At 44.2% G+C, this 21,949-nt stretch carries 17 protein-coding genes; 2 read left to right on the top strand and 15 right to left on the bottom strand.

Going from position 1 to position 21,949, the window contains the following annotated elements:
* Positions 1–83 precede the first annotated feature (83 nt).
* Positions 84–1,463, top strand: a complete 1,380-nt coding sequence (locus AC58U0_RS16960) for an APC family permease (protein WP_497380161.1) — start codon at positions 84–86, stop codon at positions 1,461–1,463.
* 1,215 nt (positions 1,464–2,678) lie between these two features.
* Here the strand turns inward: AC58U0_RS16960 and AC58U0_RS16955 are convergent.
* On the bottom strand, positions 2,679–4,103 hold the full coding sequence (locus tag AC58U0_RS16955; RefSeq protein WP_497380159.1) for an aldehyde dehydrogenase family protein: 1,425 nt from the start codon (positions 4,101–4,103) through the stop codon (positions 2,679–2,681).
* Between the two features lie 7 nt (positions 4,104–4,110).
* Positions 4,111–5,478 carry a 4-aminobutyrate--2-oxoglutarate transaminase gene (gene gabT / locus AC58U0_RS16950; RefSeq protein WP_497380157.1) on the bottom strand — a complete coding sequence of 456 codons (1,368 nt, stop codon included), beginning with the start codon at positions 5,476–5,478 and terminating at the stop codon, positions 4,111–4,113.
* A 290-nt stretch (positions 5,479–5,768) separates the two neighbouring features.
* Here gabT and pdxS point away from each other — a divergent pair, with 290 nt between their 5' ends.
* Positions 5,769–6,653: a pyridoxal 5'-phosphate synthase lyase subunit PdxS gene (pdxS, locus tag AC58U0_RS16945; protein ID WP_497380156.1), complete on the top strand. Its 885-nt coding sequence runs from the start codon at positions 5,769–5,771 to the stop codon at positions 6,651–6,653.
* A gap of 691 nt (positions 6,654–7,344) precedes the next feature.
* Here pdxS and AC58U0_RS16940 read toward each other — a convergent pair.
* From AC58U0_RS16940 to AC58U0_RS16880, 13 genes are all read right to left on the bottom strand, one after another.
* Positions 7,345–7,599, bottom strand: a complete 255-nt coding sequence (locus AC58U0_RS16940) for a biotin/lipoyl-containing protein (protein WP_497380155.1) — start codon at positions 7,597–7,599, stop codon at positions 7,345–7,347.
* Positions 7,589–9,721 carry a sigma-54 interaction domain-containing protein gene (locus tag AC58U0_RS16935; protein ID WP_497380154.1) on the bottom strand — a complete coding sequence of 711 codons (2,133 nt, stop codon included), beginning with the start codon at positions 9,719–9,721 and terminating at the stop codon, positions 7,589–7,591. The genes AC58U0_RS16940 and AC58U0_RS16935 overlap by 11 nt, the downstream gene beginning before the upstream one ends.
* Before the next feature lie 112 nt (positions 9,722–9,833).
* A complete protein-coding gene (locus tag AC58U0_RS16930; RefSeq protein ID WP_497380196.1) occupies positions 9,834–11,180 on the bottom strand; it encodes a putrescine aminotransferase in 1,347 nt (448 codons plus the stop codon).
* 134 nt (positions 11,181–11,314) lie between these two features.
* On the bottom strand, positions 11,315–12,787 hold the full coding sequence (locus AC58U0_RS16925) for an aldehyde dehydrogenase family protein (protein WP_497380153.1): 1,473 nt from the start codon (positions 12,785–12,787) through the stop codon (positions 11,315–11,317).
* A gap of 147 nt (positions 12,788–12,934) precedes the next feature.
* A complete protein-coding gene (locus tag AC58U0_RS16920) occupies positions 12,935–13,228 on the bottom strand; it encodes an SAV0927 family protein (RefSeq protein WP_497380152.1) in 294 nt (97 codons plus the stop codon).
* 19 nt (positions 13,229–13,247) lie between these two features.
* Positions 13,248–14,498 (bottom strand): Glu/Leu/Phe/Val family dehydrogenase, encoded by a 1,251-nt coding sequence (locus AC58U0_RS16915; protein WP_497380195.1) that lies wholly within the window; start codon positions 14,496–14,498, stop codon positions 13,248–13,250.
* 301 nt (positions 14,499–14,799) lie between these two features.
* Positions 14,800–16,110 carry an RNA polymerase factor sigma-54 gene (gene rpoN / locus AC58U0_RS16910; protein ID WP_497380151.1) on the bottom strand — a complete coding sequence of 437 codons (1,311 nt, stop codon included), beginning with the start codon at positions 16,108–16,110 and terminating at the stop codon, positions 14,800–14,802.
* A gap of 321 nt (positions 16,111–16,431) precedes the next feature.
* The gene (gene glpX / locus AC58U0_RS16905; protein WP_497380150.1) at positions 16,432–17,397 is read right to left on the bottom strand and encodes a class II fructose-bisphosphatase; all 966 of its coding nucleotides are present in this window, start codon (positions 17,395–17,397) and stop codon (positions 16,432–16,434) included.
* A 41-nt stretch (positions 17,398–17,438) separates the two neighbouring features.
* Entirely contained in the window at positions 17,439–18,239 is an 801-nt protein-coding gene (locus AC58U0_RS16900; RefSeq protein ID WP_497380148.1) for a pyruvate, water dikinase regulatory protein, read from the bottom strand.
* Positions 18,240–18,254: 15 nt separating this feature from the next.
* Positions 18,255–18,866, bottom strand: a complete 612-nt coding sequence (locus AC58U0_RS16895; RefSeq protein WP_057306512.1) for a helix-turn-helix transcriptional regulator — start codon at positions 18,864–18,866, stop codon at positions 18,255–18,257.
* Positions 18,867–18,934: 68 nt separating this feature from the next.
* Positions 18,935–20,515, bottom strand: coding sequence for a phosphoenolpyruvate carboxykinase (ATP) (gene pckA, locus AC58U0_RS16890; RefSeq protein ID WP_497380146.1), 1,581 nt, complete (start codon positions 20,513–20,515; stop codon positions 18,935–18,937).
* Between the two features lie 222 nt (positions 20,516–20,737).
* A complete protein-coding gene (locus tag AC58U0_RS16885; RefSeq protein ID WP_497380145.1) occupies positions 20,738–21,280 on the bottom strand; it encodes a chromate transporter in 543 nt (180 codons plus the stop codon).
* Positions 21,281–21,295: 15 nt separating this feature from the next.
* Positions 21,296–21,940: a chromate transporter gene (locus AC58U0_RS16880; RefSeq protein WP_497380144.1), complete on the bottom strand. Its 645-nt coding sequence runs from the start codon at positions 21,938–21,940 to the stop codon at positions 21,296–21,298.
* Between the last annotated feature and the right edge of the window lie 9 nt (positions 21,941–21,949).

Below are 21,949 nucleotides of genomic sequence, written 5' to 3'. Positions count from 1 at the left end.
AATAGATCGGCATCATAATTGCTTATATCAATACGAAAGCGGTTTCAAACTAGCAACCTTCAATTCATGAGGAGGAATGGTAAATGGAAAAAACGGTAACATTAAAGCGTTCACTTGGACTTTGGCCGATTGTAATGCTTGGTATTGGGTATATGACGCCAATGTCTGTATTTGATACGTTTGGAATTACAGCTGAGGCGACGAATGGACATGTTCCGACTGCTTATGTCATTGCTTTAATTGCCTTGTTATTTACAGCTTTCAGTTATGGTAAAATGGTACGTGCTTTTCCAAGCGCAGGATCCGCGTATACGTACACGCAAAAAACGATTGATCCCAATTTAGGATTTCTTGTTGGATGGGCTTCACTGCTAGATTATTTAATGATACCTATGATTACTGCTTTATTAGCTAAGATTTACCTCACCGCTTTTTTTCCAGGCGTGCCGTCATGGATATGGGTTGTTAGTTTTGTACTATTGCTGACCTTTGTCAATTTAATGGGTCTTAATACGACATCCCGACTAAATGCATTTTTGGTTTTGTTTCAAGTGCTGATTACTGTATTTTTTATCATTCTAGCCTTTCATGCACTTAACAATGGCATAGGTTATGGCAGCGCATTCACCATTCAGCCTATTTATAAACCTGACATGAAGTTCTCCATACTAGTAACAGGTGCAACCATTTTGTGTTTTTCATTTTTGGGATTTGATGCGGTGACTACGTATGCGGAAGAAACACCAAACCCGACAAAGACGATCCCGCGGGCTATTTTTCTTACAGCACTAATTGGCGGTGTTATTTTTATTGTCACTTCTTACTTCGTACAAGCAGCATTTCCTGATGACTCCTTGTTCCATGATCCGGAAGCCGCTGCGCCCGAAATTGCTCTTTATATAGGGGGTAAAATATTTCAAATATTTTTCCTTTCAGCAGCCATTGCAGCCCAACTAGCTTCAGGACTTTCGTCACACGCAAGTGTATCGCGCATTTTGTACGTAATGGGACGGGATAATATTCTTCCCCGCAAATTTTTCGGCTATGTTCATCCAACCTATAGAACGCCTTTTTACAATGTCATTCTGGTCGGTATTGTTTCCCTATCCGCCTTATTCTTTAGTCTAGAAATAGCCGTTGCTTTTATCAGCTTTGGAGCTCTTATCGCCTTCACATTCGTTAATTTATCTGTTATTGCCCATTATGCTGTAAAGTTGAAGATGTACAGAACGTTAAAAGGATTTGTCTCCAATGTAATTATGCCATTAATCGGAGCCTCTCTTGTATCAATCCTCTGGTTTAATCTGGAGAAAAGTGCCTTTATGCTTGGCATCGGTTGGGCTTCTATTGGATTCATTTACCTTCTCTTTGCGACTAAATTCTTCAGAAAAAATCCATTCGCTGCTGTTGTTGAAGAAGTCGATGACCCACGATTGGATAGCCTTTCTGTCGTCGAATTGTAAATCGAGCTTGCTAAATTTAGGAAAAAAAAGAATGGACTTCATTGGTCCATTCTTTTTTTGCACAGAACGATAGCCTCCTCAAGCATGAGGAGGTTTTTCAATTTTTTCTGCGCTGGGTGGTTCCCCAATAAAATGCGTCTCATACAAAATCAGCTCTTGCAAGCAGCACATAAACACTATTCCCACACTTTAGAGATGAATTTCATCGCATCAGCAAACTTTACAGAGGTTCCGGATGTATCCTCCGATATTAAGCGTGCATTTCTCATTATTAATTCACTATTCCGCGGCGCTCCAATTAATAGGGCTGTCTCAAAACCTATTTATGATTTTCGAGTACTCTTTATGAGTCAAATTTCATAAACAAAAGAACCTCCATTTTCCGAAGGGGACCCGTTTAACGCGGATCGATACGGAAAATAGGGCAACTGATGGTTCTTATTTGTTCAAATAGCTCCTGTTATGGATGCTTAAGCAAGCTACGTTTGCTTATTGTTCCCTAATGCTCCCAGAATCTAGCGTTATGTAGAACATTAGCACGATCTGTTGTCTTATCTCACAAGATACCTCCATAGTTAGAAGGAATTAGCACACCTAGCTTGCTTATTCATTCCATAGCTCAATGTAGATTTTTTAAATGACCTAGCCAAAGGCTAGGTTTGTACGCAAAATAGAAATGGATATGTATGTATGACATGTCAAATCAGCAATAAAGAGCCTCCATTTCCCACTTCACCACTGTGTTAGCAGAATTGGAGGTTCTTTTGCGTAAAAATTCGAGACGTTCTTAATCATACGAACACTTTTGAGTTAACCCCACCCAAAACTTATAAATTACATGTTAAACAAAGGACCTGAGGCCCGCCTCAGGTCCTTGTTTAATGTATACATTTGGTGGATAAAGAGAATACGGACGCTATCGCTTTCCCTCCCATTCCCATCCTCCTTCTGTTCTACTCTTTATCTGAAATTCCAAGTCATCCATGAGATGGCCTTTCATTGTGAAATTTCAGATACAAACCTAAACCTTAACGACCGGGATTCACGCGGCGCGACGGGCTGTAAACGCCTTTTCTGCGCTTATCGAGCGGGCCCGCGCTGTGCGAACGGGCTGTAAGCGCCTTTTCGGCGCTTAGCAAGCGGGCTTCGCTTGGCAGCAGTAGCGCTAGCTGTGGCCTATCAGCACGTCCGTAACTCGCGTCAGTTTCGATATGATTACAACTTCAGACTGATTAGCTTCAGCTCAGTCATTTCCTCCACCGCATATTTCACACCCTCACGGCCAACTCCGCTATCTTTGAGCCCTCCATAGGGCATGTTGTCGACGCGGAAGGTAGGAATGTCGTTGATCATCACGCCGCCTACCTCTAAATCTTCAGCAGCTCTTAACGCTGCATTGATATCGTTTGTGTAGATTCCTGCTTGCAGACCAAACCGGGAGTTGTTGACGGCTGAGACCGCTTCATCCAACGTGGTAAAGGGAGTCAGTGTCACAACGGGACCGAAGACCTCTTGGCACGAGACCGTTGCTGTTTCAGCAACATTTGTCAGTATCGTTGGCGGAAATAGGCTCGGTGACAGCGCTTTGCCTCCGGACAGAGCAATCGCTCCACCCGCTATGGCAGCGGATACCCAACTCGCGATGCGGTCAACCTCTTTGCTGGAGATTAGCGCCGACATATCAGTAGCTTCCTCAAGCGGATCACCAATGACCAATCTCTCTACCGCGGTTTTGAACATAGCTGCAAAGGCTTCGTATTTGCTTTCATGAACATAAATACGTTGAATGGAGATGCACACTTGACCGCTGAACGAGAATGCTCCCAGCACACAACGATCCACTAGATGTTGCGTTATATCCACATTACTGTCTATGATTACGGCTGAATTGGATCCTAACTCAAGGGTGACTCGTTTAAGACCTGCTTTATTCCTCATCGCAATGCCCACTTCTGGACTGCCTGTAAACGTGATAGCCGCAATTCTCCGATCACGTACCAGCTTCTCACCAATGACTGATCCTTTGCCCGGGATAACGTTAAGTGCCCCTGCAGGTAAACCGGCTTCAAGCATGATCTCAGCTAGCGCAAGTGAGCTTAACGGTGTTTGACCTGCTGGTTTCAATACAACCGTGTTGCCGGCTGCAATCGCAGGCCCCACTTTATGGGCAACAAGGTTGAACGGGAAATTAAATGGTGTTATAGCTCCTACAATGCCAAGCGGTTTACGCACGGTGAACGCTAGACGCCCCTCGCCACCCGGTGCTGCATCTAGCGGTACAGTCTCACCGTGAATGCGTTTAGCTTCTTCTGCGGCAAATTTGTAAGTATGAATCGTTCGAGAAATTTCCGTTCTGCCTGTTCTTATCGGTTTGGCCGCTTCCATCGCCAGCAGACGGGCTAATTCCTCTTTGCGCTCTTCCATCAGAAGCGCAGTTTTCTCCAAAATTGCTGCGCGTTCGTGTGCAGTCATTTTCTTCATAATCGTACTTGCAGCCTCGGCTGCCTGGATCGCGTCTTCTGCATCCTCATCATCTGCTTGAGCTACCTGAGCAATAAGTTCCCCCGAATAAGGCGAGAATAAATCGGTATAAACGGCTGCTTCTTTCCATTTTCCATTAATAAATAAATGTTTTTTCATACGAACATCATACCCCCATCGTTAATTTGGCCGGAACTAACTTCCTTAGAACATCGCCGATAATGTCCAGCCCCTCTTGAAGCTGCTCATCTGTAATGACTAGCGGCGTGAGGAAACGCAGAACGTTACCTTGAACTCCTGCGCTCAGAACGATTACGCCCGCTTCATAGCAGGCTTTTACGCAGCTAGCTACCAGTTCTTTGGAGGGCTTACCCGTCACGGGATCCACAAACTCAATACCGCACATCGCTCCAAGTCCTCTCACATCAGCAATATGTGGAACATCTTCTTGCAATGCTACAAAGAAACTGCGGATTTTATCACCTATGATTTTGGATTTCCCTGGAAGGTCGTCTCGCTCCATCATTTCAATAACAGCCAAAGCAGCAACGCAGCCTAACGGGCTCCCACCGTAGGTGCCCCCGATTTCACCTGGTCCAGGTGCATCCATAATTCCCGCTCTGCCTACCACTGCGCTAATGGGAAGTCCCGCCGCAATTGATTTAGATAACGTCATTAAATCCGGCTCAATACCGAATTGACTGGAAGCAAACATCGTACCTGTCCGTCCAAAACCCGTCTGAATCTCATCCGCGATAAAAAGAATGTCATTCTGCTTACAGATTTTGTACACACCTTGCACAAAAGATTTTGGAGGCACTATAAAGCCGCCTTCTCCCTGTACAGGCTCCATAATAACTGCGGCAATCTCTTCTGGTGCCACTTCCGTAAATAGGAAGTCTTCAAACTGCTTCAGGCAAAAATCGGCGTATTCTTCCTCCGTCATCGATGCAGGACGGTTGAAGGGATACGGGAACGGAGCTTTATAGGTAGCCGGGGCAAAGGGTCCCATATTAAATTTATATGGCTTTACTTTACTAGTCAGTGACATGCCAAGTAATGTACGTCCATGAAACCCGCGAGTAAACGAGACGATACCTGTTTTCCCTGTGTATTTCCGAGCGATCTTCACCGCATTTTCTACGGCTTCCGCGCCACTGTTAAGAAAAATCGTCTTTTTCTCGAAGTTACCTGGCGTGATTTCATCTAATTTCTTGGCAAGCTGCACGTAAGGTTCGTACATCGCAATATGGAAGCAAGTATGCAGATATAATTCTGCTTGTTTTTGAATAGCCTGTACTACTTCCGGCGGGCAGTGTCCTGCATTTAATGAACCGATCGCACCAACAAAATCTAAAAATACATTGCCATCTACGTCGTGCAATAAAGCCCCTTCTGCTTTTTCAACAAAAATAGGTGTATTATTGCTAACCCCTTTAGGTACATATCTTTTTCTTTGCTCAAGCAGTTCCAGTGATTTCACTCCTGGTACTGAACTTGTGATAGATACAAATTGTCGATTATTAGTGCTCATGTTAAGCATCCTCCTTAGTAACAACGCTGAAATTAGCATATGTATATTCTTCTAGCAATAACGATGCCACTGAGCAGTAGATCAAAGCTTACGTTATAACAGCCCAACTGAAAAGACTCAATTAACGAGTCGAGGTTGCATTTATGCATTTTTGAATAGTTCATGCACAAATGCATGTTTCGGCTTTCATTAACCCTGTTATCCCTGAGCCTAAAGTTGGCATACATTTTGCTAGTATACTGTGTATCGTACAATTCATTTAGATTCATATTGCAGGAGGAGTATACAACATGACACAAGTAGGAACAGACAGAATTAAACGCGGGATGGCTGAAATGCAAAAAGGCGGCGTCATCATGGATGTCGTGAATGCAGAACAAGCTAAGATTGCAGAACAAGCCGGAGCTGTAGCCGTTATGGCTTTAGAACGAGTCCCTTCCGATATTCGCGCAGCTGGTGGAGTAGCCAGAATGGCTGATTTATCTGTGGTCGAAGAGGTGATCAAGGCTGTTTCCATCCCCGTTATGGCCAAAGCCAGAATAGGCCATTATGTTGAGGCACGCGTTCTGGAATCAATGGGAGTAGACTATCTTGATGAAAGTGAAGTGCTTACTCCAGCAGATGAAGTCTATCATATCAACAAAAAAGATTTTACCGTTCCATTTGTATGCGGCGCCAGAGATCTAGGGGAAGCACTCCGTAGAATCGGTGAAGGTGCTTCTATGATTCGTACGAAAGGCGAACCAGGCACGGGCAATATCGTTGAGGCCGTCCGTCATATGCGTACGATGCAGCAGCAAATTCGAAAAGTGCAAAGCATGTCTTCTGATGAATTGATGGCTGAAGCCAAACAACTTGGAGCCCCATATGAATTGATAGAGCTTGTGCATAGAACCGGTAAGCTACCTGTTGTCAATTTTGCTGCAGGCGGTGTAGCAACTCCTGCGGATGCAGCTTTAATGATGCATCTGGGATCGGAAGGGGTCTTCGTTGGTTCCGGCATTTTTAAATCCGAAAGTCCAGAGAAATTTGCTCGCGCGATTGTCGCAGCGACTACTCATTATACAGACTATGCACTGATAGCCTCCGTATCCAAAAATTTAGGCACCGCCATGAAAGGAATTGAACTTTCTACCTTGCAACCAAGTGAGCTTATGGCTCAGCGCGGCTGGTAGTAATGTTGTTCGTAGTAATTGACTCCTTTCATACAACTACGCTGCAATATCTGTATTAATTCATAGTTTTGACGGTCCGTTTAGTACACGCCGCTTTCCTATCCAGCACATGCTGCTTAGGGAGCGGTTTTTTTTGTATGGGGGTGTGCCATGATTGGGTTTTGATATCTCATATGACGTGTTTATCAACGACGCGGAGAGCAACTTAGAAGACTGACGGAAGGGCACGGTTATGCGGATAAATTGTTTATGGGCCGCCTTTGGAGATTGACGGGTACGGGCCAGTCATTCAGGCATCTTCGTTAGGGTAGATGGGCGATAGTTGGTTACCATTGTTGTAATTAATACAACAATTCACACGCCAAAAGGCAAATTTGCTACTTGATGTTGCAGTTTGTACAACAATTTGAACGCATTTGTTGCGAAATGGCCTGTATAGGGCAAAATTGTTGTACATGATACAACAACGAAGAGAGAGAGGCGGAATCTTGGCAGAATTGTTGCAGTTTTTACAACATCGCGCTAGTCGGCTTATACCTCAACAACGATACAATACATCGTTATAGAGGATGCAGTTCAACATGTAACACATCTAACGATGGAAAACATCGTTAATTCAATTAATTTCGAATAATCCGATTCACAAAACAAAAAAAACTGTCACAGTTTCCTGATAACAGTTTCTTATGGCTTATACAGCCGACTCTTCTTCTGTCTTTTCAGCTTCTAAAATACAAGCCACAATCATTCCAGATATAACAAAATCTCCTTGAGAAACTTCAGCACTATCCAAATAACCTGTAACCGGCGATAGAATCTGGTGGACCAAGCCGCTTGATTGAAGAGATAGCAATACGGCTCCCTCTTCTACGCTTTCCCCTGCTGCGTAATATATTCGATCTATCGTTCCGGCGAATGGTGTTATCACATCAAATCTAAATCCCAATTTCTTCACCCCGTTCAAGCTTCTCTTGGATTTCTTGATATTTCCTACTAATTGTGGATTGACTAACTCCCAGCGCTTTGGCAGCCAAAGATGTCGTTTTGTATTCATCCATCGCCATTTTGATCAAGTGTTCCTCCAACGCTTTCGTCGCATCCTTTAAGGGAACGATTTTGCTTACTTTCCGCTGTACTTGATTTTGTTTACCTTTTTTCAACAGGGGTGTAATTTGATTCGAATCAATTAATTCTTCGTCTGTGGTTACCGAGACACGTTCAATAATATTTTGCAGCTCCCGTACATTTCCTGGCCAAGAATAAGATTCAAGCACATCTAAGGCATCTTGGGAGAGTTGATTATTACGTTCGTATTTTTCATTGAATTTCTGCAAAAAGTGTAAACTTAATAAAGGAATATCCTCCGGTCTTTCCCGAAGCGAGGGAATGTGAATGGGAATCACATTCAGGCGGTAATAAAGATCCTCCCGGAACGTCCCTTCCTCCACCATTTTCTCGAGATTCTTATTCGTTGCGGTGATGATCTGCACATCTACTTCGACAACGCTTGTCCCCCCAATAGGGGTAATTTCCCGTTCTTGCAGCACACGTAATAATCTCACTTGCAAGTTCAATGGCATCTCGGCAATTTCATCCAAGAAGATAATCCCTTTATTCGCCATTTCAAAATAGCCCATCTTGCCTGTCGTATTGGCACCTGTAAAAGCGCCTTTTACGTAACCGAATAATTCGCTCTCGAGCAAACTTTCTGGGATTGCCCCGCAATTGACTTTAATGAACGGTTTATTGCTTCTCGGCCCTATTTCATAAATCGTACGGGCAAACACTTCTTTGCCGACTCCGGATTCACCGGTAAGTAGAACGGTCGAGCTCACATTGGCAACCTTGTGAATATATTTCATGACCTTCTCAATGACCTCGCTGCCATAAATCATCTGACGAGGACTGGTATAATTTTTCTGATCACGCAAATGTTCCAGTTCTTTTTTGTACCGTTCTGACATTTTTTTGACATTGCGCAATTCTTCTTTTAGCATCATGGTTTCCGTAATATTCCGCAGGGCAATGACGATACGTTCTAATTTCCCCTTATCATCAAAGATTGGGTTACCTACAGCCAACACATTCTTTCCGGATTTACTTTCCTGGGTCACGGATATTTTTCTTTTTCGTTCTAGAACCATCTTCACAATAGCTGAAAAAAAAGTACCCTCATGCTCGAGCTCCATCAGGTTAATGCCGATTAGCTGCTGTTTATCGATTTCCCAGAAATCTTGAATTAAATTGCCGCTGTACCTGAGCAGAACCCCCTTCTCGTTCACAACGATGATTTCATCGTAAATCGAGGATAGAATGGCCTGCAAATCCGTATTGAGATTTTTGACATATTCAAGCTCCATCGCCATGTTCTCAATATACGGTAAATCCTGTAGGACAACGATCGCACCCGTCACATTGCCATGCTTGTTCCGAATCGGACCAAAGTCAGCTAGAACGCCAATGCGATCGTTGACGATAATATGATTTAACGTGACTTCACCATGATCAATGACCTTCTTGAACTGTTCCTCACCAAATAGATCACCGATTCGCTGCTTGCGCAGCTCTTCCGGATTCATTCGAATCATTCGAAGAGCCTCTGAACTAAAGTTTTCTATTCGTCCATGAACATCAACAATCATAATCCCCATAGGGATCGAATTCAGCAGTGAACGCATCCAATCTGAACCTGAGGATTGATTCGTCAGCAAATAATACAGAACATCTTCCCGCTGTAAATAACCCACCTGCTGACTTTGCGCATTAAGAATAACGACGACTTCTTCACCAAACACCTTGAAAAAATCCAGCATATCCGCTTCCTGCTGAATGAACATGATATGGGTATGAAACGGAAATGAGCTAATCTGTCTATTCATCCATTCCTTATTGCCTACAGACGGCATAATGTCTGTATTACGAATATAAGCAATAATTTTACCTGCTTGATCCGGGTCTGTTATGAAAACATAGGGTTCGTTATACTGAGACATCAAATCCCATACATCATTTGCAGAAGAGTCGAAAGTGACTGTATAAGCTTTCCTAACATACCATTGTGTAGCCATTTAATGCTCCCCCTAAGATGTTTAAACTGTATACCTGTATTATACAATAATAAGCACCTGCTGTTTTACAATGGAAAAAGAAGGCCATAAGCAGCCTCCTTTTCTAACTTCATTAGATCCGTACTTGTCCAAGTACTTTCTTAAATTCAGTAATGACGATATCAGCTTGCTCGTAAGTAATCGTTAGAGGCGGCTCGATCCGAATCGTTTTGGCATTAATGAGCGTTCCGGCAACAAGGATCCCATTATCAAATAAACCTTTGGATACTTCATACCCGATCTCATCGTTATGGAACTCAATACCAATCAGAAGTCCCAGCCCGCGGATTTCCAACACTTTATCCCTGTAATCAGCAGCTGCCTCGCGAAGCCCTTTCAGCATATACTCCCCAAGCTCCGCTGCTCTGGCAGGCAGGTTTTCCTCAATCAGAACGTTAAAGGTAGCAATAGCCGCCGCACAAGCTAGCGGGTTTCCGCCAAATGTAGTCGTATGCATAAATGGATTCGGGAAGAAGCTTTTGAATACGTCCTCTTTGGCAATGACCGCTCCCGCAGGCATAATGCCTCCGCCAAACGCTTTGGCTAGACACATAATATCTGGAACTACATCGTAATGTTCCGAGCAGAACATTTTTCCCGTACGTCCCATACCCGTTTGAACTTCATCAAAGATTAAGAGCGCACCGAATTCGTCGCAGAGCTCGCGAACTTGCTTCAAGTAGCCATCCGGAGGAAGGATAACGCCGCCTTCTCCTTGAATCGGTTCAAGAAGAACAGCAGCTACTTCCTCGCCAACCATCGAACACGCCTCGAACGTCTTTCTCATCATGTCGATGTCGCCAAAATGAACATGGCGGAAGCCAGGAATCATAGGAAGGAACGGTTTGCGGAACATCCCTTTCGCCGTACCTGACAAAGCTCCAAGACTTTTTCCATGGAAAGCCCGGGTTGTTGCGATAAACGTCGTCCGTTCGCTATGCATTTTGGCAAGCTTCAACGCCGCTTCTACAGATTCAGTCCCGCTATTCGTAAAAAACGCATATTTCAAATCTCCTGGTGAAACATCGGCAACAATTTTGGCCAAAATAGCACGAAGCGGATCAAGCAAATCCTGACTATGCAGCGCTTGTCGGCTCAACTGATTGATAACGGCTTGTTTAACTTTGGGATGTCCATGGCCAACATTATAAATGCCAAACCCGCCTAGACAATCAATATATTCTTTGCCATTTACGTCCATGAAACAGTTAAGTCCAGAGTCTTTCCATTCTACGGCAGCGAACTGACCGTCTTTGGTTACCGATTTGCGATAGGAGAGAAAACCTGGATTGACGTGATCACGGAAATTTTCAACCGTTTGTTTCGTAATCCACGCAGCCTCTTCTTTATTAATATCTTGCTTCTCGATTAAACCAAGCACTTTATTCGTATACGCATAAACATCCGCATATTTAGTCATTAACTCTTCTTTTCCCTCTGTTGGCACTGATGTTTTATTCATAGTCGTATCCTCCTAATATAGGGATCTTTGAGCGTAGCTCAAAGTCTCTCCTTTGTTGGGATCCCTGAGCGTAGCTCAAAGTCTCTCCTCTGTTAATTTTCGAACCAACCTATTAGCTGGATGTCTAAATTGATATTAATCTGCTTCACTTCTGTAAATTCTTCATATCCATGAGTCCCAAGGCCGCGCCCAATCCCGCTTTGCTTGTAACCGCCCCACGGCGCTTCATTGTAAGTATTATGATAGGTATTAATCCATGTGATGCCTGCGCGAAGCTTTTTAATAACACGAAGCGCCTTGGCGCCATCATTGGTAAAGACACCAGCAGCCAAACCATACGGAGAATCATTAGCCACTCGGATCGCATCGGCCTCATCCGTAAATTTCTGAACAACAAGCACAGGCCCAAAGATTTCTTCCTGCACGATGCGCATCGTTGGCGTCGTATCCACAAATATCGTCGGTTCCACGAAATAACCTTTATCTAGTCCATCTTTCGTCATTCGATGCCCACCACATAGGAGACGAGCGCCTTCCAGCTTGCCGATTTCAATATAACTCAGCACTTTCTCCATATGAGCCCCGCTAATTAACGGTCCCATTTCGGTATTGGGGTCATCCCCTTTACCTATTCGGATTTGCTGCGCTCTTTGGGCGAGACGTTCAATAAACGAATCATAAATCGAATCTTGCAAAAGCAATCGAGATCCGGCAGCACAGACTTGACCTTGATTGGCAAAAATACCAAATAAGGCATAGTCCACAGCGATTTCAAAATCAGCATCAGCAAACACGATATTTGGGGATTTTCCGCCGAGCTCTAAGGAAATCTTCTTGATATTGCCTGCTGCCGCTTTCATAATGCTGCGCCCCGTCGCGGTACCGCCTGTAAATGAAATTTTATCAACCAAGATACTTTCGGCTAACTCATTTCCAACCGCTGCTCCCGCACCCATCACCATATTCGCAACGCCATGCGGCACTCCCGCTTCATCAATGATTTCAAACAACTTCATAGCCGAGACTGGAGTGACCTCAGACGGTTTGAATATAATCGTATTTCCTGCAGCTAAGGCAGGAGCTATTTTCCAGACGGCCATCAACAACGGATAGTTCCATGGAACGATTAATCCGCATACACCGATCGGTTCATGGATGACAAGGGTCTGCACAGGGTCTGCCACCTGGTAAGTCTGTCCATGCGGTTTGGTTACCAAACCGGCATAATATCGAAAGCAAGCTACAGCATCCGCTACATCGAACCTAGCTTCTCTCAAGGGCTTGCCATTATCGAGCGTTTCAAGCTGAGCGATTTCCTTAGCTTTTTCTTCAAGCTTATTCGCTATGGCAAATAAATACGATGCACGCTTGGCAGCAGGCATTTCAGACCAATCGCCGCGATCAAAGGTTTCCCTTGCTATTTGTATGGCCAGGCGAGCATCTTCTTCGTCCCCCTCGGCGGCAAGAGCAATGACTTCCCCATTCGCCGGATTGATAATCTCACGAGTTTTTCCGCTTATTGCCTTTACCCATATGCCATTGATATACATCTTTAGATGAATCATTTTTATCACTTCCTTCAGCTATTGAAAGACTCAACTTATGACTTAGCAATAATGATGCCAAAGACCGAAGCCCACTTTTCCACGCAAAAATCAGCTTTCGAAGACCTGCTTCTTATGCAAAAAAGCATATTATGCAAAATTGCATAATCAGTATTGCGTCATCAAACTGTGGAGAGGAACCAACACGTTTTGTAAAAACTCCTTCACAGCCTCAACATCCTGTGCGTGTATATCCAATTTCTCAATCCAAAAAGTATCATCCAAAATATCATCATAAGACATAAAGATCATCTGCATACTTTGTATAGAGAAGACAATCGTTTTTCCGAAAAACTGCTTCGTATAAACCAACCCAAAATCGTATCGCTTATTCATAGCTGCATAGGAAACATAACGTGTGAATGGTCTTTCGGTCTCGTCATACAAGATATCTAATTTCATAGGATCCATTCTCCTTCAATTAAGTTCTGTTGACCCATCCACGGGCCAATGAGGCTTCCGCTAGTTTGCGTACTCCTTCCATATAAGCCGCCATTCTCATATCCACTCCATAGGTTTGCGCGGTTTTATATACTTTGTAGAAACTCGCTTCGATTTTTGCCTTTAGCTTTTGATCCACGTCTTCTTCCGTCCAGTAGAATCCTTGATTATTCTGAACCCATTCAAAGTAAGAAACAATTACCCCGCCGGAGTTGGCCAAAATATCAGGAACTACCATCACGCCGCGTTCTTCTAATATTTTGGTTGCTTCAATTGTCGTTGGGCCATTAGCAGCTTCCACAACAATCTGACAATTTATCTTACTTGCATTTTCTTCTGTAATTTGACCGCCTAAAGCTGCAGGCACAAGAATCTCGCATTCTTTTTCAAGTAATTCCTGATTAGTGATCGTGTTTGAAAATAAATTCGTTATCGTACCAAAGGAGTCTCGGCGGTCCATCAAATAGGGAATGTCCAGTCCATTTTCGTCGTAAATTGCACCTAAGGCATCAGAAATCCCAACGACCATAACTCCTTCCATGTAAAGCATCTGCGCCAAATGACTTCCTACGTTACCGAATCCTTGCACGATGACCCGCATCTTATCCAATGGGAGATTCTTCAATTGACTTGCCAGCTTCAAAATGTATAGTACCCCTTTGGAGGTTGCGGTTTCCCTGCCTAAGGATCCACCTAAAATAATCGGTTTTCCTGTGATAAAACTAGGCGAATCATTCTCGCGGATATGATCATATTCATCAGCCATCCATGCCATAATTTGCGAATTCGTAAATACATCAGGTGCAGGAATATCCTTGGAAGGTCCGACCAATTGACTGATTGCTCTCACGTACCCACGGCTCAACCGCTCTAGCTCGCCCAAGCTCATCGATCTTGGATCGCATATGACGCCTCCCTTTGCTCCCCCATAGGGCAGATCGGTGATACCGCATTTCAAGCTCATCCAGCCAGAGAGCGCTTTCACTTCTTCAGGAGTGACTTCGGGGTGGAACCGAATACCGCCTTTGGTTGGGCCAATGGCATCGTTATGCTGAGATCGGTATCCGGCAAACATTTTCGTTTTGCCATCATCCATCCGAACCGGAATCTTCACTTCTAGGAATCGGATCGGATCTTTTAACAACTGATAAACGGGTTCGGGATACAGCAGTAGGTCAGTCGCTTCTTTTAATAGGGATTGAAAGGCGGTTAAGGGATTTTCAACTGCCATACTTTCTGTAGAAGCTGTAGAATGCGCTGTTTCTCTTTTTGCGTCGATACTTAGCATCATGGGCACCTCATTCAATGTAGTTTTTCTTGATATCTTTATAACTTTTTATATCAGCAAGAACAGTGCCAATGCGTAACTTAGGAGGCGAATTGAGAATTAGCTTCATTATGTATGCAGTTGCAACCGTTGGATTCTCTTGGGACTGATCTGCATATATGCATTTTTGAATAATAACTACCTTTTGCATAGTTGAAAGACAAGAAAAACCCGCCGAGAGGAATTGCCTCTGACGGGTTTATGCTTACAAAATATTCTTACGCAGTGCAGAAGATAAAATATGCAGCTCTTCACGATATTTGGTCACCGTTCTGCGTGAAATACGAATGCCCTCTTCCGATAAAATTTCTACAACCTTTTGATCAGAATAAGGCTGTTTCTTATGTTCCTGTGAAATGAGTTCTTTGATTCTTATCTTGATTGTTTTGATAGACGTTAGTTCACCTACATCTGATTGCAGCCCCGAAGAAAAGAAATATTTAAGCTCAAGCACGCCATAGGGGGTACGAATGTACTTGTTTTGTACCGTCCTACTAATCGTAGATTCATGGAGGTCAAGTTTCTCGGAAATCATTTTTAAAGTTAAGGGCTTCATGCCACGTTCGCCGATTTCTAAAAACGCCAGCTGTTCTTCAAAAATAGCCCGAATGACCCGGTACAGGGTCATCTTCCGCTGCTCCAGGCTGCGCACAATCCAATCGGCTGTTTTCCATTTTTCTTTCAGAAAGGACACCGATTCTTTACAACCTGCATGCTGGATATGAGTATAATAGTCCGTATTAACTGAGGTCTTAGGGACTGCGCCCGCATTCATTTGAATCACGATGTTCCCATGTTCTTTATAAATAGTAGCATCGGGAATGAGATAAGATTCTTCGATCCAGCTGAAGGCCATACCAGGACGTGGATTCAAACTACGAATATAGGTGACGATCTCCTTCACTTGCATGAGTGTTACACCTAACTGCACCGCAATCTTATCCAGCTTCATTTGAGCAAGCAGCTGCATACATTGACTGACTACTTCAAAAGTGCCATGCGGTGCGGCATGATCCTTAGAAATCTGCAGCAATAAGCATTCCTGCAAGTCTCTAGCTCCTACGCCCGGCGGATCCAGCGACTGTATACAAGTTAGCGCTTCTTCGACAACCTCTTTAGGCTTATTCATAAACGAGCTTACTTCCGTAATGGAAAGGGGTAAATAACCTCTATCATCTAAATTTCCTGCCAGATAGGCTGCCGTCTGATATAAGGTATCGGAAACCCCTGCTATCCGCAGTTGGCTAAGAAGCCACTGCTCCAATGTTTCCTCCCTCGCCTTCGCCTTCCATAGCGGATCTGTGATGGACCCAGCTATTTGTGAAGATTTACCCGATTTCAAATAAGAACTTGTGAAAGATTCGATGTCCAGTATAGGGTTTTCCAAGGCTTGCTCTTGGAGGTACTGCGACAACTCATAGCTTGATAATTGCAATATATGAATGGACTGTTGCAGTTCAGGAGTCATTGTTAGCTTTTGGTTCTGCACTTGTGTTAGACTATGGCCTGCTCTCATACCTGGTTCCTCCTTGCGTTTATCCATGGCAATACTTACTTTTCGTGTTGAGCATAAGTCACTTTTATTGAAAACGCTTACGATTATTATAAATCAATTATAGCTCTATTTAAACCCATTTTGCTTATGGTAACATCCTACAGTTCTCCTGTTTATCATCTCCAGCCGTATGATGACGCTTTCTCCTTCTTTTATCTAGCAATAATCGTGCCAAGAAAACAATACCACATAAAATTGATCTATTTTTAAACACAAAGAAATCTCCCTTTAAACCAAAGAGAGATTTCTTTGCATGCGTTTATGTAGTCCCTTTATGTCTGCTCAGGCGCTCCCGAGGTGGTACTCATGCATCTGATGCACGCATTGGATGAAACGGACCGTCTGAGTTTGCGCCCTCATAACGACCGAATGTGTTTCTGCGCGACCGCCAAATAGAAATTTAACTCCGCTCAGGAAGTCGCCCGAGGTTACACCAGTTGCAGCGAAATAAATGTCAGATTCGCCTACTAACTCGCGCATTCCAAGCACTTTGGATGGATCAGCAATCCCCATTTGCTTGCATCGTAGTATTTCTTCTTCGTTATCGGGAAGAAGCCGTCCTTGAAATTCGCCTCCCATACAACGTAGTGCAGCCGCGGCGAGCACCCCTTCCGGTGCGCCTCCGGAACCTACGTGCAGATCAATGCCCGTTTCAGGGAAAGCGGCAGCCATAGCACCCGCCACATCGCCATCGTTCAGTAAATGAATTTTGACACCTAGCGTCCTTAATACAAGGATTTTATCTGCATGTCTTTTGCGATCCAGGATGGAGACAGTCAGCTCTGTTATCTCTTTTTGTAACTGAAGAGCAGCCTTTCTAATCGTTAGTTCTAAGGGATCATCCAAATTCAATTTGCCAACCAACCGCGGTCCTACTGCCAGCTTCTCCATATACATATCCGGTGCATGCAGCAGGTTCCCTTTCTCAGCTATGGCTACCACGGAAAGGGCATTACTCCTGCCGCTAGCTACAATATCGGTACCTTCGAGCGGATCAACAGCCACATCATATTCGGGACCCAACCCATTTCCTAAAGACTCACCGATGAACAGCATCGGGGCTTCATCCATCTCACCTTCACCAATGACAACCGTTCCTCGAAAAGGAATGGAGCTAAAAATAGAACGCATAGCAGAAGTTGCTGCCTCGTCAGCGCTGTGTTTATTCCCTTTTCCCGTCCAACGTGCGGACGCCAAAGCTGCAGATTCTGTTACTCGTACAATTTCCAGAGACAAATCTCTTTGCATACATCATTCACCCTTTCTATTAGGAAATGTTGGCTTCCTGGCTATCTGTCTGCTAGAATCAGGCCAGCCGTTTCTTCAATGGCCTTCTCACTTACATCGATGATCTTACAACCAAGCTCACGATATAATTTCATTGCGAATGACAACTCCTCTTCGACTCGCTCCCCTGTCGCATATTTAGCGCCAAAAGGAAGTCCGACCGCTTTCAAACGTTCTGTACGAATACGTACCAGATGCTCGGGGCTCATCGTCAAACCAATCAATTTATTCGGGTCTAGCTCATATATAATTGCAGGCGGCTTTACCTCAGGAACAAGCGGGTAATTCGCCACCTTATAGCCTTTGTGCGCCAAATAAATGCTCAGTGGCGTTTTGGAGGTTCGGGAAGGTCCAATTAAAACAATCTGTGCTTGTTTCATTGCGCTTGGGTCCTTGCCATCGTCACTGTTTACCGTGAACTCGACCGCTTCAACCCGTTGGTAGTATTGTTCATCCAGCTGATAAAGCAGACCTACTTTCCGCTTCGGAGAACCCTTAAAGGTATCTATGAAAGCCTGCATCATGGGTCCCATGATATCAATGGCATTTACACTTAAACGTATGGCTTCCTGCCGCATCATCTCTCTAAGCTCAGGTAGTACTAGCGTATAAGCAATGAACCCATCCACTTTCGCTGCCTCTTCTACTAAAGCGCGTACTTCATCTTCCGTTCGGATCGATCCGAAACGTCTGACTTGCACTTGGCTTGCATTAAATTGGCGGATCGTTGCTTGTACGACAGTATTCGCCGTTTCCCCCACTGAATCCGAACAAACGAAAATCGTATGGATCTTCTCTCCCACTTACACTCCCCCTGATTAAGTCCCCAGCGCCACATCAAGCAGCAATTTGGTCATTGTTGTTTTCGTAATTCGGCCAACCACTTCACCTGGCTCTTGATCAGCCTCACTCTTAACCACAGGCAGCCCATCCACTTGATGATGAATCATTTTCCGTGCTGCTTCTAATACACTGTCTTCCGGGTTTACCGTCACAACATTCGGATGCCTTGTCATGACTAGTGAAACGGGCATCGTATTTGCCGTCGCCTGCCCAAGCGTAACCTTTAGCAAGTCCTTTCGTGTAACAATACCAGCTAAAGTCCCTTGCATATTCACGATAATCAAGCTTCCTACATTTTCGAGAAAAAGAGTGACTACAGCATCGCTTACGGTGACGGTTTCCCTTAGAACAATGGGGATTCCCATAACATCCTTTACTCTTACTGCTTCTATATGTTTAAATGGTGAATCTACTTCCAGAGCAGCCGTTCCTAGGAAATATCCAACTTTTGGTTTGGCGTCAATATAGCGAAGCATAACCAAAACAGCAAGGTCGGAACGAATGGTTGGACGGCTAATTCCAAGCAATTCAGCTATTCGTTCCCCTGTAATAGGTGCATGCTTTTTGACGAGATCGATCATTTCCATCTGTCGGGATGTAAGCTCTATGATATTTCCCTCCCTTCCTCATTCATGTCTTATCTATTCTAACCCATCTAAACTTCGTTTGAAATCTTAGGTCCAGCAGCGATGATACGTTCATCAACACCCGCGAATTTTTGGAAGTTATGGATAAAACGCTGCGCTAATTCCTTCGCCTTGACATCATATTGACTTTGATCTTGCCAAGTGTTCCTTGGCAGCAAGAGCTCGCTAGGAACCCCTGGAACAGCATCAGGACATAACAGACCGAAGAACGGAGCTTCCGTGAACGTCGTCTGCTCCAAGCTGCCGTTAAGAGCTGCTGTAACCATTGCTCTTGTATAACCTAAATTCATACGCTTGCCTTCGCCATAGGAACCGCCGACCCAACCTGTGTTAATGAGGTACACGTTGGCCTTATGTTCTTCGATCTTACGCCCCAGCATCTGTGCATAAACGTTAGGACGAAGCGGCAGGAAAGGCGCTCCAAAACATGTAGAGAAGGTGGCTTCCGGTTCCGTAACTCCACGTTCCGTACCAGCAAGCTTTGACGTGTAGCCAGACAAGAAGTGGTACATCGCTTGTTCTTTTGTCAGCTTGGATATAGGAGGCAGAACTCCGGAAGCATCTGCCGTCAGGAACATGATGACATCAGGGTGACCGGCGGTTCCCGGAATCTTCACTCCAGGGATATACTCCAAAGGATAGGCTGCGCGTGTATTCTCCGTAATCTGCGTATTGCCGTATTCGGCAATGCCGCTGGAAGGATCAAGCACCACATTCTCCAAAACAGTGCCGAATCGGATCGCCTGCCAAATCTGCGGCTCCTTCTCTTCGGTAAGGCCAGCGCATTTTGCGTAGCAGCCTCCCTCGAAATTAAACACACCCGTCTCCGACCAGCCGTGCTCATCATCGCCAATGAGACGACGATTCGGATCTGCGGAAAGTGTCGTTTTCCCAGTGCCAGATAACCCGAAGAACAAGGCTACATTTCCTTCTTCACTGACATTGGCCGAGCAATGCATAGGCAGAACTTCTTGCCCAGGCAAAATATAATTCAAAACGCTAAAAATAGATTTCTTCATTTCACCAGCGTACTCCGTACCCCCAATCAGTACGATCTTTTTCTCAAAGGAGAGGCAGATGAACGTTTCTGATCTAGTTCCGTCGGTGAGAGGATCGGCTTTTAAGCCGGGTAAAGCAATGACTGTGAACTCCGGCTTATGTGCCATCAGTTCAATCTTAGTAGGACGGATAAACAGTTGTCTTGCGAACAAATTGTGCCAAGCATACTCATTGACAACTCGAATCGGCAGCCTGTACGCCAAATCTGCTCCTGCGAACCCATCAAAGATGAACAATTCTTTCTTTGCCATGTAGTCTTGCGCTTTTTGATACAGCCGCTCGAACTGCTGCTCCGACATCGGCTGATTCACAGCTCCCCAATCGATATGATCAGTTACAGAAGCTTCATTTACAATGTATTTGTCCTTGGGAGAACGCCCTGTATACTTACCAGTGTTCACTTGAAGCGCTCCAGAGGACGCGAAAGTTCCTTCTTTACGCTCGATGCTCATTCTCATTAGCTCTGACACTGACAAATTGTAGTGGGTGGCACCTGCTCTTAGCTGTTCAACCTTTAGTTCTATGCTCATTCTCCCATTCCTCTCATCAATAAGGCTGTTTTATATAGTGTGTTCTATTTGTTATATAGTGTACATTATATAACGAAATAAGTGAATATAATATTGTTTATAGCACATAAAATATTTTTTTATCACTATTCGACACAAATAATACACAATAATACGAAAAACTCTCCTTTCACCCCATCTGAAGGAATGAAAAGAGAGCCCTGTTAGAAGAAGCTTTATAGATCACTGAAAAAAAACAATGCCCATAACACCAGCAAATACGATGACCAAAAAAGGATGCAGCTTATATTTAATAATTGCCAAGAAGGCACCTACCGCGATAAGCACCGTCGCAATTTGGTCCCAAGTTATTTGGTACTCTACTTGGCCTAACCCCGACAACCCGAAGTGTATCGCTGCAAAAATGATAAAGCCCGTTACTACCGGTTTCAAACCGTAGAAAGAAGATTTAAACCATTTATTCGTATGCCATTTATATAAGAAAGCAGCTAATACGATGATAAGTATGAGTGAAGGCAAAACCATTCCTAGCGTAGCTGCAATAGCGCCAGGCACACCGGCTGTATGAAAACCGATTAATGTGGCACTATTCGTTGCAATCGGTCCAGGTCCTGTACCTGCTAAGGATATAACGTTATTAAAATCATCTAAATTGAGCCATTGATGCCTCTCTACCTCACGTTGGATAACAGGAATCATGGCGTAACCGCCACCGAATGAGATCATGCCAATTTTAAAGAAAGTAATAAACAAACTTAAAAGCATAGTTCACCTCATTCCTCATATCCCGTCTGCGATGAAATAGTCGGCAGCACGATTGCTTTTGTTCCCTGACATTGCATCTTCTTGCCTCTTGATCGGATTCTTCATTCCCCAGCGTTGTTTCAAGAAAACAACGGCAATCCCGACCAGTAGGCCGAATATAATCATTAAAATGGGTGAAATCGGTATGAAGAGCAGCAGAAGAACGGTACTAACTGCGGCTATTAGCGTCATTTTATCTATAATAGATGATTTCGCCATTTTGTAAGCAGCGGCAGCAATCAATCCTATGATAGCGGCATGGATTCCTTCCATAATGGCTTGCATCTTGGGATAACTTTGAAGGAACGTGTAAATGATACTAAGCAGTATCACGATAAAAAAAGTAGGAAGCGTAATGCCGATGACGGCTGCTACAGCTCCTCTTATTCCTGCTAAATGATACCCTACTAAAGCTGATACATTAACGCCTACACCACCTGGAGCGGCACCTGAAATAGCAAGCAGTTCCGACATCTCATCGTCGGACATCCACTTGTTCGTAACGACAACTTCTCTTTGGATGGCAGGCAGCATGGCATAACCACCACCGAATGTGAGTGGACTTATACGAAGAAACGTCCAAAAAATACGTAATAAATGACGAAAGTTATTCATCGGCATGTTGGTTGA

The organism is Paenibacillus sp. J31P190, assembly GCF_059692075.1.
Note: the sequence above shows the minus strand (reverse complement) of the source record. Positions and strands in the feature narration are given on the sequence as shown.

What these genes read in the sequence shown, in the direction of transcription:
- AC58U0_RS16960 (WP_497380161.1), top strand. Translation starts at nt 84, where the DNA reads ATGGAAAAAACGGTAACATTAAAGCGTTCACTTGGACTTTGGCCGATT.
- AC58U0_RS16955 (WP_497380159.1), bottom strand. Translation starts at nt 4,103, where the DNA reads ATGAAAAAACATTTATTTATTAATGGAAAATGGAAAGAAGCAGCCGTT.
- gabT (WP_497380157.1), bottom strand. Translation starts at nt 5,478, where the DNA reads ATGAGCACTAATAATCGACAATTTGTATCTATCACAAGTTCAGTACCA.
- pdxS (WP_497380156.1), top strand. Translation starts at nt 5,769, where the DNA reads ATGACACAAGTAGGAACAGACAGAATTAAACGCGGGATGGCTGAAATG.
- AC58U0_RS16935 (WP_497380154.1), bottom strand. Translation starts at nt 9,721, where the DNA reads ATGGCTACACAATGGTATGTTAGGAAAGCTTATACAGTCACTTTCGAC.
- AC58U0_RS16930 (WP_497380196.1), bottom strand. Translation starts at nt 11,180, where the DNA reads ATGACTAAATATGCGGATGTTTATGCGTATACGAATAAAGTGCTTGGT.
- AC58U0_RS16925 (WP_497380153.1), bottom strand. Translation starts at nt 12,787, where the DNA reads ATGATTCATCTAAAGATGTATATCAATGGCATATGGGTAAAGGCAATA.
- AC58U0_RS16920 (WP_497380152.1), bottom strand. Translation starts at nt 13,228, where the DNA reads ATGAAATTAGATATCTTGTATGACGAGACCGAAAGACCATTCACACGT.
- AC58U0_RS16915 (WP_497380195.1), bottom strand. Translation starts at nt 14,498, where the DNA reads ATGGCAGTTGAAAATCCCTTAACCGCCTTTCAATCCCTATTAAAAGAA.
- rpoN (WP_497380151.1), bottom strand. Translation starts at nt 16,110, where the DNA reads ATGAGAGCAGGCCATAGTCTAACACAAGTGCAGAACCAAAAGCTAACA.
- glpX (WP_497380150.1), bottom strand. Translation starts at nt 17,397, where the DNA reads ATGCAAAGAGATTTGTCTCTGGAAATTGTACGAGTAACAGAATCTGCA.
- AC58U0_RS16895 (WP_057306512.1), bottom strand. Translation starts at nt 18,866, where the DNA reads ATGGAAATGATCGATCTCGTCAAAAAGCATGCACCTATTACAGGGGAA.
- pckA (WP_497380146.1), bottom strand. Translation starts at nt 20,515, where the DNA reads ATGAGCATAGAACTAAAGGTTGAACAGCTAAGAGCAGGTGCCACCCAC.
- AC58U0_RS16885 (WP_497380145.1), bottom strand. Translation starts at nt 21,280, where the DNA reads ATGCTTTTAAGTTTGTTTATTACTTTCTTTAAAATTGGCATGATCTCA.
- AC58U0_RS16880 (WP_497380144.1), bottom strand. Translation starts at nt 21,940, where the DNA reads ATGCCGATGAATAACTTTCGTCATTTATTACGTATTTTTTGGACGTTT.